The organism is Nocardioides sp. (genome assembly GCF_014360585.1).
Lineage (GTDB): Bacteria > Actinomycetota > Actinomycetes > Propionibacteriales > Nocardioidaceae > Nocardioides.
Map to the genome: position 1 here is coordinate 1 of NZ_JACIXG010000127.1, position 11,009 is coordinate 11,009.

The following is an 11,009-nucleotide window of genomic DNA, read 5'->3' on the forward strand; positions in this document are numbered from 1 at the left end:
TCTACCTCGCGAGGTTCGGGCGGACCGATTCCGGTTCGCTATGACAGAGGGTCCGTGTTTGTGAACGATTCACAAACTCGGACCCTCTGTCATAGCGACGCGCGGACGGTTCTCCTGGAGCGGTCGGCGAGCCTCAGTCACCACCGCCGCCTCCGCCGTCGCCGCCATCGAAGCCGCCGTCGCTGAAGCCACCGCCGCTGAAGCCGGACTCGACACCTCGGTGAGTGGCGACGATCGCGTCGCGTACGGCCCCTGCAGCCCAGTCCGCGCGGGCGATCTGCTTGGCGCGTTGTTTGACGTGGCGTGGTGGCACCGACGGAGAGACGAAGAGCCTGTGGGCCTGGTCGACGGCGGAGAGGAGGGCGATCAGCGTGCCGGTGCGGTGGTCGGGATGGCCGTCGTGGAGCAGTACGGAGGCGACCTGTTGGCGCACGGGCATCTTGGACCGCGGGTCGACCGCCGGCCAGAACGTCTTGGTGGTGAGGAACACCCGGCGCTGCTCCCGACGGAGCAGTCCGCGCCCGACCAGCACCCCCGTGAGGTGGTCGAACTTCTGAGACCCGATCCGGCTGACCACCGCGCGAGGGGTCATCGGTCTCTCTCCGATGATCGAGAAGGCCTGCTGGAGGCGGGGGTCCACGGGTGCTCCCGTGGCCACCTGATGCACCTTCGAGGTGTGCCAGAACGACTGTTTCCGTACCTCGATGACCCCGGCGAGTGCGAGCTCGGCCAGGAGCGCACCGCCGAGCAGGATGTTCCTCTTCGACATGTCACCGAGCCCGCTGACGGGCTGTCCGGTGATGTCCTCCAGAGTCAGCAGTACGAGGTCCTCCGCGATCAGCACGATGCGAGGGTAGTGGGCAGCAGTCCGGGCCGACAGCGAAAACGACGGATCATGTGGAGACGGCGGCGGTGTATCGGTTCGCGAGGACGCGGAGGTGGTCGCGGAGCTCTGGGGGCGACTCGACGGTGAAGTCGAGGCCGAGCATGCCGATCCAGACGGCGACGACCTCGAGGCTGTCGCCGCCGGTGACCAGGACGCTGCGGTCGGGGCCGATCGGCTCGACGGTGCCGACGGCGGGGTTGATGCGGGAGATGACCTCCTCGGCGGAGGCGGCGATGATCAGGCGGGCGTGGACGGCCCAGCCGGTGCGGGCGACCTCGCGTACGACGAACTCGGTGAGGTCGCTCTGCCCATCAGAAGCCGGCGGTTCGCTCGGCCGGAACGCTCGGCCGCCGGGCACCTTCAGGCGCAGCCAGTCGACGCGCAGCGGCTGCCAGGTGTCGTCGCGTGGGTCGCGGGCGACGAGATACCAGCGGCGCTGCCAGGCGATGAGCCGGTAGGGCTCGACCTCGATCGGCTCGCCGCGGTAGTCGGCACGTACGCCGCTGTGGTCTCGGATCGCGGTCGCGAGCGCCTGCAGGGTGCCGGCGTTGACGTCCGGGTCGGTGACGTTGCTGTCGGTGTTGACCGGACCGGCCTCCATGGCGTCGACGACCGCGGCCAGCTTGCGACGCAGATGGTCGGGCAGCACCTGCTCGAGCTTGGCCAGCGCGCGGGCACTGGTCTCGGCCACGCCGGCGATGCCGGTGGCGGCCCGCAACCCGACGGCCACGGCGAGCGCCTCCTCGTCGTCGAGGAGCAGCGGCGGAAGCTTGCCGCCGCTTCCGAGCCGGTAGCGCCCACCCGGGCCGCGCACCGACTCGACCGGATAGCCGAGCTCGCGCAGCTTGGTCATGTCGTTGCGCACGGTGCGCTCGGAGACGTCGAGCCGGGTGGCCAGGTCGCTGCCGGTCCAGCCGGCCGAGGACTGCAGGAGGCCGAGGAGCGCGAGCAGTCGGGCAGAGGTTTCCAGCACTGGCTCAGAGTGCGGCAAAAAGGATTCACGGGCCAGCGGAATTCCGGAATCAGGCTTGCCGGAACCCTTCATAACGTGTGTCCCACAAGGTCGGAAACCACCAAGGAGAAGTCATGAACACGCAGGTCAACACCGAGTTCAGTGCCAAGTCCAACGACGAGATCAGCACGGTCACCGTCGAGTTCCCGCAGGCGGATCTCGACGATCTCCGCACCCGCCTGGAGCGCACCCGGTTCGCGCCCAGCGTGCCCGGCGACTCCTGGGAGTACGGCACCCCGACGGCCTACCTCGCGGACATGGTCGAGCGCTGGAAGGGCTTCGACTGGCGGGCGGTCGAGGCGCGCATCAACGCCGTGCCCAACCACCTGACCGAGATCGACGGCCAGGTCATCCACTTCGTCCATGTACCTTCCTCGAACCCGGATGCCAAGGCACTTCTGCTCGCCCACACCTATCCCGGCTCGTTCCTGGAGTTCCTGCCGATGGTCGGGTCCTTGACGGACGAGTTCCACCTGGTGATCCCGGAGATGCCGGGCTTCGGCCTCTCGACGCCGGTCGTGGACACCGGCTGGACGATGAAGCGGGTGGCCGAGGCGTACGACGTGCTCATGCGCCGGCTGGGCTACGACTCCTACGGGGTGCACGGCAGCGACGGCGGCGCGATGGTCGGGCGCGAGCTGGCCCTGCTGAACCCGGAGGGCTTCCTCGGGGCGCACGTCCTGCAGCTCTTCTCGTTCCCCTCCGGCGACCCGAGCGAGTTCGAGGGTTTCGGGCCGAAGGAGTACGCGGCGCTGGAGCACATGCAGTGGTTCCAGTCGGTCGGTGGCTACAACGCCATGAACGGCTCTCGTCCGCAGACGGTCGGTGCGGCGCTGGCCGACTCGCCCGTCGGGACCCTGGCCTACAGCGAGCTCTTCGAGTCGTTCGGTAACGGCACCTCGCTCGTCACCCCCGAGCAGGTCATCGAGCAGGCGACGTACTACTGGCTCACGAACTCCTACGCCTCGGCGGCGCGCTACCACTACGAGGAAGCGCACGCCGAGCGCGAGCCGGAGATCACCCAGGGCCGGATCGGGGTCGCCGTCTTCAAGGACGACTTCCAGACCATCAGGTCGCTGGCGGAGCGGGACAACGCCAACATCCAGCACTGGTCGGAGTTCCCCGAGGGCGGCCACTTCGCCGCCCTGGAGCGCCCGGGCGACGTCGTCGCCGACCTCAAGGCCTTCTTCGTCTGACGGCTCGCGCGTGCGGGGGTCGCAGTCACCAAGTGACTGCGACCCCTTTCGTCACATGCCGGCGGGTGTCCTCAAGAGGATGTCGTGGTCACGGTGGTGGCGACCATCGTCGCGGTCATGACCGCGACCACCTCGTCGATCGCGTCCTTGACGCCCTTGGCGGCCCAGTCGCCGCGGGCGATCTCCTTCGCCCGCCTCTTGACCGCTCCCGCGCCCATCGGCCTCGTGTCGATGACCTTGTGGGCGAAGTCGATGGAGGAGAGGAGCGCGATGAGCGGTCCGGTCTGCGCGTCCGGTGTGGTGCCCTGGACGAGGACGGCATACAGCTGACCACGTACGGCGTTCTCGTGGGTCGAGTCCGCGGCCGGCCAGGTGGTGCGTGGGAAGAGGCCGAGGATCGTCTCGTCGCGACGCTTGAGGATGTTGCGGTCGCACAGCCGTGCGGCGAGTGCCTCGTGCAGGCCCTTGCCGAGGTTGGTGACCGCGTTCTTCGCCGACAGCGGCTTGGCTGCCAAGGAGTCGTACGCTGCGGCCAGGATCGGCTCGTCGGGCCGTCGGCCAGGCACGGCCAAGGCCTTGGCGGGGGTGAACCCCGACTTCGGCACCACCTGGACCGAGCCCGCCATCGCGAGCTCGGTCAGGATCGCTCCGCCCAGCGCCTGCTGGACCCAGGACGAGGCGAGCGTGCCCTTCTCGTCGTCGAGCACGAGAAGCAACAGATCTTCGGCGATGAGCATGCCTAGACGCTACGGCGATACGGCTCCGGGCACCTCCTACGAAAGGAGGAAATTGCCAAGGACCTTCGACAGGCTCAGGACACCGCCTTGATCTGGTCCGTCGTCAGGAAGAGGCTGACTCCGGGCCGCCGACGTCGAACATCCAGGTCACGCCGAACTTGTCCTCGAACTGGCCGAAGTAGTCGCCCCACGGAGCCTGCTCGAACGGCATCGCAGGTGTGCCGCCCTCGGACAGCTTGGCGAAGTAGTCGGCGAAGCGCGGCTGGTCGTCGGGGTCGGCGCTGGTCATCGCGACGGTCACTCCCGACGTCGGGGCGACGTGGTCCATTCCTGGAGGTGTGTCGGCGGCCATCAGAACCAGACCGTCGTCGAGGGTGAGCGAGCCGTGCATGATCAGGTCCTTCGCCTCCGGAGGCACGGGACCCATGGCGTCACCCATCGACTCGAGGGTCATCGTCTCGACGGTGCCGCCGAGCACCGACCGGTAGAACTCGAGAGCCTCGGCGGCCTCGGACTTGAAGCTGATGTACGGGTTGAGCGTTGCCATTCGGATCGTCTCCTTTGATCGATTTCCGACCCCGTTCGCTCACAGTAGGCCCGTCGGAGAGTGCTGAGAAGGGGAACTTGCGTCGGTTTGCCCAGATGTGCGTATTCGCTTCAGCGGGTTGTCACGGGTGGACGACCTCGACGCCCAGCCAGCCGGCCAATGCCTCGATCTCGGCCCGCACCGCGTCTCCGATCTCGGCGGTCCAGCCGATGTCCTCGTGGACGGCGAAGACGTTCAGCCGCTCCTTCTTGCGGTCCACCTTCGCATCGAGCTTCCCGACCAGCCGCTCGCCGTGCAGGATCGGGAGGGCGAAGTAACCCCAGCGTCGTTTGGCGGCCGGCTTGTACATCTCCAGGACGTACTCGAACCCGAACAGGTCCAGCGCCCGATCGCGGTCGTAGACCAGTCGGTCGAAGGGGGAGAGCAGGGCCGTACGCGGCGCGAACCCGTCCTCGAGCGCGGCCAGCGCCTCTGGGTCGACTCGCCACTCGCCGTCGACGCCGGCCACGGTGCACGGGACGCCGACGTCCCCGGCACCGAGCATCTCCCCGCCGGTCGACTCCTTCCGCCCCGGCCGGGCGATCCCGAGCGAGGCCAGCCGGCGCACCGTCTCGACCCTCAGCGCCTCCCCGGGCGAGGGCTCTACCGACATAGGGCGCAGGTCGGCGGGGTAGACCCGCTCGGCCAGGTCCCAGGTGCGCAGCTTGCCGCGCCGGCCCGCGACGGCGACCTCGCCCATCCGGTTGAGCAGCTCGATCATCCGCAGGACGGATCTGTCGTTGGTCCAGCCGGTCGAGGCCCAGCGCACCTCGGCGGTGTCCTCGATCTCGCCGGCCACGAGCGGGCCGTCGGCTCGCAGGCGATCCAGGATCTGCGTACGGAAGCTCTTGTTGGCCTCGACCCACTCGATGGCGGTCGGGTGGATCCGGCCGGGGGAGAGGGCGAGGACGGTCTCGATCTCGTCCATCGGGACGATGAAGCTGGAGAACTCGACCAGCGAACGCTCCTGCTCCAGGGCGAAGGTGAGATCCGAATGATCGTACGCATCGCACAACCTGGACCACGCCACCAGATCCGCGCTCGGTGCGATCGCCTTGGTCGGATCGATCTGCAGGAGGGTCAGCTGGTCGACGGTCTCCACCAGCGACACCGGCCGCCGCGCGTCGAGGAGCTGGGCGCGAACGGCGATCCGGCGAGCCTGCTCCGGGGCCAGGGTGAGCGTCATGGTCGACACATTATGGGGAGTTCCGGACGACCTGCTGCCGATTCGAACCGATCTTCCGATTCCGCTTGACCCGGTCGATGTTAACGCTCACACTAAGTCGCATCGTGACGACGGTCACACTGGGCCGCCGCAGTAAAACACTGGAGGACGACAGTGAAGAAGACCCTCATCGGTCTGTGTGCGCTCGCCCTGGGCGGGATGTCGCTCAGCGCGTGCGGTAGCAGCGAAGAAGGTGCCGACGACGGCTCGATCACCATGGGCTTCGCCCAGGTCGGGGCCGAGAGCGGCTGGCGCACCGCCAACACCACCTCGATCCAGGAGTCTGCCAAGGAGGCCGGGATCGACCTCAAGTTCTCCGACGCGCAGCAGAAGCAGGAGAACCAGATCAAGTCGATCCGGTCCTACATCCAGCAGAAGGTCGACGTGATCGCCTTCAGCCCCGTGGTCGAGACGGGCTGGGACGCGGTGCTCCAAGAGGCCAAGCGCGCCAATATCCCCGTCGTACTGACCGACCGGGCGGTGGACACCGAGGACACCTCGCTCTACGTCACCTTCATCGGCTCCGACTTCGTCGAAGAGGGCGAGAAGGCCGGGCAGTGGCTGGTCGACAACGCCGAGGCCTCCGACGTCGACAAGGACGGCACGGTCAACGTCGTAGAGCTCCAGGGCACCACCGGATCGGCCCCGGCGCTCGACCGCAAGAAGGGGTTCGAGGACGTCATCTCCGCGGAGTCCAAGATCAAGGTCACCGCCTCCCAGACCGGTGACTTCACCCGTGACGGCGGCAAGCAGGTCATGGAGGCCTTCTTGCAGTCCACCCCGAAGATCGACGTCGTCTACGCCCACAACGACGACATGGGCCTGGGCGCGATCGAGGCGATCAAGGCGGCCGGAAAGAAGCCTGGCACCGACATCAAGATCATCACCGTAGATGCGGTCAAGGACGGGATGACCGCGCTGGCCGCGGGAGAGATCAACTTCATCGTCGAGTGCAGCCCGCTGCTGGGTGAGCAGCTGATGGACGTCGCCGAGAAGGTCGTCGCCGGCGAGGAGGTCCCCGACCGCATCGTCACCGAGGAGACCACCTTCACGCCGGAGCAGGCCGCCGAGGCGCTGCCCGACCGAAAGTACTGAGCCCGTCGACCGAGTGACCTCGGCGAGGCGTCGCCTCCTTCGTGGAACTCCCCGAAGGAAGCGCGCGCTCGCCGAGGTCACTCGGTGAACGGTCCGCCGCCCCTCCGCCCACCCCGCGCCCTCGGCGCCACCCGACCCCGCAGGAGCCAGTACGACATGAGCCAGGCAGATGTGAAGCAGCCCCTGCCCGTGGTGGAGATGCTCGACGTCTCGATCACGTTCGGGGCGGTCCGGGCGCTCGACGGCGTCTCGCTCCGCCTCTTACCCGGGGAGGTGCACGCGCTCATGGGGGAGAACGGGGCCGGGAAGTCGACGCTGATCAAGGCGCTGACCGGGGTCTACACGTTCGACGCCGGACGCGTGCGGATCGACGGCGTCGAGAACCAGTTCGCCACCCCGGCCGCGGCGCAGCAGGCGGGGATCAGCACGGTCTACCAGGAGGTCAACCTGGTGCCCAACCTCACCGTGGCCGAGAACATGCTCCTCGGCCGAGAGCCGCGCCGCTTCTCGCGGCTCGGCCCGATCGACCGCCGCGAGATGAACCGTCGCGCGGCGGCCTCGCTGCAGAACCTCGGCATCGACGTCGACCCCGGCTCAGAGCTCGGCAGCCATCCGATCGCCGTCCAGCAGCTCGTCGCGATCGCGCGGGCCGTCGACACCGACGCCCGAGTGCTGATCCTGGACGAGCCGACCTCCAGCCTCGACGCCGATGAGGTGGCCCGGCTCTTCGAGGTGATGCGCAGGCTGCGCGACCAGGGCACCGCGATCGTCTTCGTCTCCCACTTCCTCGACCAGATCTTCGAGATCTCCGACCGGTTGACGATCCTGCGCAACGGCCGCGTGGTGGGCGAACGGCTGACCGAGGAGACCACCCAGCTGGAGCTGGTCCAGCTGATGATCGGCCGCGACCTCCAGGCCCTCGAGCGAATCGACCGGGCCGCGCACGAGACCGCCGAGGAGGCCGCCGAGCGCCGTCTCCCGGTGCTGAGCGCCGTCGGCCTGGGTCGGAAGGGGAGCCTGGAGGCCACCGACCTGACCCTGTACGCCGGTGAGGTCGTCGGCATCGCCGGGCTGCTCGGCTCTGGGCGCACCGAGCTCGCCCGGCTGCTCTTCGGGGCCGATGCACCGGACACCGGTGACCTGACGGTGAAAGGCTCCAGCGGGCGTCGGCTGCGCAGCCCCCGGCACGCGATCGACCGCAACCTGGCCTTCTGCAGCGAGGACCGCAAGGCTGAAGGAGTCTTCGAGGAGCTCTCCGTGGCCGACAACATGATGCTCGGCCTCCAGGCCAGTCGCGGCTGGCTGCGGCCGATCCCGACGGCCACCAGGGACAAGCTGGTCGCCGAGTACATGACCGCTCTCGACATCCGGCCCGCCGATCCGAGCCTGCCGATCCGAAGCCTGTCCGGTGGCAACCAGCAGAAGGTCCTGCTGGCGCGTTGGTTGATCACCGAGCCCGATGTGCTCCTTCTCGACGAGCCGACCCGCGGCATCGACATCGGTGCCAAGACCCAGATCCAGCAGCTCGTCGCCGATCTCGCCGGGAAGGGGATGAGCGTCGTGTTCATCTCCGCCGAGCTCGAGGAGGTGCTGCGGCTGAGCCACCGGCTGGTGGTGCTCAAGGACCGCCGCAAGATCGCCGAGCGGCCAAACCGGGACATCGACGTCAACGACGTACTCGAGATCATCACCGGCGAGCCCGGAAGCCTGATCGGAAAGGAGCGGGCCGATGCCTGAGCCCACCAGGACAATGGCGGTCAAGGAGGTCGGCGCCCGCGCGGTGAGCCACCGTCTCTTCTGGCCGCTCGCGGCGCTCGGCACGCTGCTGGCGATCAACCTGATCGCGACGCCGACGTTCTTCAACGTACGCATCCAGGACGGTCACCTCTACGGCAGCCTGGTCGACATCGTGCGCAACGGCGCCCCGGTGCTGCTGGTGGGGATCGGGATGACCCTGGTCATCGCGACCCGCGGGATCGACCTCTCGGTGGGAGCCGTGGCGGCGATCGCGGGCGCGGTCGCCTGCGTCTACATCGTCAAGAGCCCCGCCGACGGGGCCGTCGGCACGGCCGTCGTGGCGATCTCGATGGCGCTCGCGGTCTGCGTCGCACTGGGCCTGTGGAACGGGTTCCTGGTCGCGGTGGTCGGGATCCAGCCGATCATCGCCACGCTGGTGCTGATGGTCGCCGGCCGCGGGATCGCGATGCTGGTGACCGGCGGCCAGATCACCACGGTCAACAACGACGCCTTCGCCGCGCTGGCCTCAGGCCATCTGCTCACGCTGCCGGTGGCGGCGCTGATCGCGCTCGGTGTCTTCGCGGCCACCCAGATCGTCGTACGCCGCACCGCGCTGGGTCTGCTCATCGAGTCCGTCGGGATCAACCCGGAGGCGAGCCGGCTGGCCGGCGTACGCTCCCGCACGATCATCTGGACGGTCTATGTCTTCGCGGCTCTGTGCGCCGGGGCAGCCGGTCTGATCATCGCCGCCAACACCCACTCGGTGAACGCCAACAGCCTCGGGCTGTGGATCGAGCTCGACGCGATCCTGGCCGTCGTCATCGGAGGCACCTCACTTGCCGGTGGCCGGTTCTCGCTGACCGGCACGCTGGTCGGGGCGATGCTGATCGCCACCCTCACCCGGACCATCCCCAACATCGGGATCCCGGCCGAGGCCAACTATCTGTTCAAGGCGCTCGTGGTGGTGATCGTGTGCCTGCTTCAGTCGCCGAAGGCGCGGGCGGTGCTGCAACGACGCCGCGAACCCATCCCGACTAGCCGCGAGGAGGCGGTCGTATGAGCGCCCAGGTCGCCACGACCGACGACGGGCTGCTCGCCCGGGTCGCCCGATTCAGCCCGCCGCGGCGCTACCTGCCCGTGCTCGGCACGTTCGCCCTGTTCATCGGCATGTTCGGCGTCGGTGGGATCCGCTACGAGGGATTCGCCGACCCGCAGGTCTTCCTCACGCTGCTGCTCGACAACGGCTTCCTGATCGTGCTCGCGGTGGGGATGACGTTCGTGATCCTCACCGGTGGGATCGACCTCTCGGTCGGCTCCAACGTCGCGCTCTCGACGCTCATCGCGGCCAGGACGCTGGAGCTCGGCTGGCCGGTGGCCGCCGTCATCGGCGTCGTGCTCCTGTGCGGCACGCTGCTCGGCGCGGCGATGGGACTGCTGATCCACTACTTCGACATCCAGCCATTCATCGCGACCCTGGCAGGCATGTTCCTGGCTCGCGGACTCTGCTACCTGATCAGTGTCGAGTCGATCCCGATCAAGAACGAGACCTTCTCGGCCATCGCGTACGGCTCGATCACCCTGCCAGGTGGCTACTACCTCGGCTGGACGGCGGTCTTCGCGCTCCTGGTCGTCGCAGCTGCCGCGTACGTCCTCTCCTCGACACGTTTCGGGCGCACCGTCTACGCGCTAGGTGGCAGTGAGCCGTCGGCGCTGCTGATGGGGCTGCCGGTGGCTGCGACCAAGGTCGGGGTCTACGCGATCAGCGGTCTGTGCGCGGCGCTCGGCGGGTTGCTCTTCGCGCTCTACACCCTCTCGGGCTACTCGCTCCACGCCGTCGGGATGGAGCTGGACGCGATCGCTGCCGTGGTCATCGGCGGCACGCTGCTCACCGGTGGTCGGGGGCTCGTGATCGGGTCGCTGCTCGGTGTGCTCGTGCTCGGGACGATCCAGACCTTCATCTCGTTCGACGGGACGCTGTCGTCTTGGTGGACTCGGATCTCTATCGGGGTGTTGGTGTTGGTGTTCGTTGTTGCGCAGAGGGTTTTGACGCGGCGTCGCTAGGGCTCTGGTCTGGTTCGTTTCCTGACGCTGTCAGGTCGGTGTGTTTTGTGGTTGGGGTTTGCCGCCGACCCTTTCTCGGAGGGTGTTCTCGGCGGCGCCCGGAGTAAAGGACGGCCTTCGGCCGCCGGCTGTCGCCGGTCGCCTGCGGCGATCCTTGACACCGGGCTCCGCCGAGAATTTTTGGCTGGCTATCGGGTCGGCGGCAGGGGTTTGGCGCGGGGGTTTGGGTTGGGCAGGGGCTTGGGCCTGGTGGGCCCGTCGCGTCCGGTTGGAGGGGTTGGTTGGCTGGTGAAAGAAATTTTTCTTTCACCGTCGCGCACCACTGCCCCTGTCATGTCGCGGGGCGAACGAATTTTCGTTGAGCTTGTCAAGATTTCTGTGTAAACGATCGGTCCCTTGTTGGTTGATTTGCCTTACAGGTAGGGGTTGATGCGGTCGGGGTAGGCGATCGCGAGTTGGCCCAGGGCCTGCTTC

At 67.9% G+C, this 11,009-nt stretch carries 10 protein-coding genes; 5 read left to right on the top strand and 5 right to left on the bottom strand.

Annotated elements, in window-relative coordinates:
• Nucleotides 1-133: 133 nt before the first annotated feature.
• Together H5T77_RS24685 and H5T77_RS24690 are read right to left on the bottom strand one after the other, a co-directional pair.
• Nucleotides 134-844, bottom strand: coding sequence for a GOLPH3/VPS74 family protein (locus H5T77_RS24685; protein ID WP_292653257.1), 711 nt, complete (start codon nt 842-844; stop codon nt 134-136).
• 49 nt (nt 845-893) lie between these two features.
• Nucleotides 894-1,859: a helix-turn-helix transcriptional regulator gene (locus H5T77_RS24690; protein WP_292653258.1), complete on the bottom strand. Its 966-nt coding sequence runs from the start codon at nt 1,857-1,859 to the stop codon at nt 894-896.
• 113 nt (nt 1,860-1,972) lie between these two features.
• On the opposite strand from H5T77_RS24690, the gene H5T77_RS24695 reads away from it, so the two are divergent.
• Entirely contained in the window at nt 1,973-3,094 is a 1,122-nt protein-coding gene (locus tag H5T77_RS24695) for an epoxide hydrolase family protein (protein ID WP_292653259.1), read from the top strand.
• Between the two features lie 71 nt (nt 3,095-3,165).
• Here the strand turns inward: H5T77_RS24695 and H5T77_RS24700 are convergent, their stop codons facing one another.
• The 3 genes from H5T77_RS24700 to H5T77_RS24710 form a co-directional block, all read right to left on the bottom strand.
• Nucleotides 3,166-3,831: a GOLPH3/VPS74 family protein gene (locus H5T77_RS24700; RefSeq protein ID WP_292653260.1), complete on the bottom strand. Its 666-nt coding sequence runs from the start codon at nt 3,829-3,831 to the stop codon at nt 3,166-3,168.
• A gap of 103 nt (nt 3,832-3,934) precedes the next feature.
• On the bottom strand, nt 3,935-4,378 hold the full coding sequence (locus H5T77_RS24705; protein ID WP_292653261.1) for a VOC family protein: 444 nt from the start codon (nt 4,376-4,378) through the stop codon (nt 3,935-3,937).
• Nucleotides 4,379-4,499: 121 nt separating this feature from the next.
• Nucleotides 4,500-5,603, bottom strand: a complete 1,104-nt coding sequence (locus H5T77_RS24710) for a DNA glycosylase AlkZ-like family protein (protein ID WP_292653262.1) — start codon at nt 5,601-5,603, stop codon at nt 4,500-4,502.
• 153 nt (nt 5,604-5,756) lie between these two features.
• On the opposite strand from H5T77_RS24710, the gene H5T77_RS24715 reads away from it, so the two are divergent.
• From H5T77_RS24715 to yjfF, 4 genes are all read left to right on the top strand, one after another.
• A complete protein-coding gene (locus H5T77_RS24715; RefSeq protein ID WP_292653263.1) occupies nt 5,757-6,737 on the top strand; it encodes an ABC transporter substrate-binding protein in 981 nt (326 codons plus the stop codon).
• Nucleotides 6,738-6,893: 156 nt separating this feature from the next.
• Nucleotides 6,894-8,474, top strand: a complete 1,581-nt coding sequence (locus H5T77_RS24720; protein ID WP_292653264.1) for a sugar ABC transporter ATP-binding protein — start codon at nt 6,894-6,896, stop codon at nt 8,472-8,474.
• Entirely contained in the window at nt 8,467-9,534 is a 1,068-nt protein-coding gene (locus H5T77_RS24725) for an ABC transporter permease (RefSeq protein WP_292653265.1), read from the top strand. Before H5T77_RS24720 ends, H5T77_RS24725 begins: the two co-directional genes overlap by 8 nt.
• The gene (gene yjfF / locus H5T77_RS24730; RefSeq protein WP_292653266.1) at nt 9,531-10,535 is read left to right on the top strand and encodes a galactofuranose ABC transporter, permease protein YjfF; all 1,005 of its coding nucleotides are present in this window, start codon (nt 9,531-9,533) and stop codon (nt 10,533-10,535) included. The genes H5T77_RS24725 and yjfF overlap by 4 nt, the downstream gene beginning before the upstream one ends.
• The last annotated feature ends 474 nt before the right edge of the window (nt 10,536-11,009 follow it).

What these genes read in the sequence shown, in the direction of transcription:
- H5T77_RS24695 (WP_292653259.1), top strand. Translation starts at nt 1,973, where the DNA reads ATGAACACGCAGGTCAACACCGAGTTCAGTGCCAAGTCCAACGACGAG.
- H5T77_RS24700 (WP_292653260.1), bottom strand. Translation starts at nt 3,831, where the DNA reads ATGCTCATCGCCGAAGATCTGTTGCTTCTCGTGCTCGACGACGAGAAG.
- H5T77_RS24705 (WP_292653261.1), bottom strand. Translation starts at nt 4,378, where the DNA reads ATGGCAACGCTCAACCCGTACATCAGCTTCAAGTCCGAGGCCGCCGAG.
- H5T77_RS24710 (WP_292653262.1), bottom strand. Translation starts at nt 5,603, where the DNA reads ATGACGCTCACCCTGGCCCCGGAGCAGGCTCGCCGGATCGCCGTTCGC.
- H5T77_RS24720 (WP_292653264.1), top strand. Translation starts at nt 6,894, where the DNA reads ATGAGCCAGGCAGATGTGAAGCAGCCCCTGCCCGTGGTGGAGATGCTC.
- H5T77_RS24725 (WP_292653265.1), top strand. Translation starts at nt 8,467, where the DNA reads ATGCCTGAGCCCACCAGGACAATGGCGGTCAAGGAGGTCGGCGCCCGC.
- yjfF (WP_292653266.1), top strand. Translation starts at nt 9,531, where the DNA reads ATGAGCGCCCAGGTCGCCACGACCGACGACGGGCTGCTCGCCCGGGTC.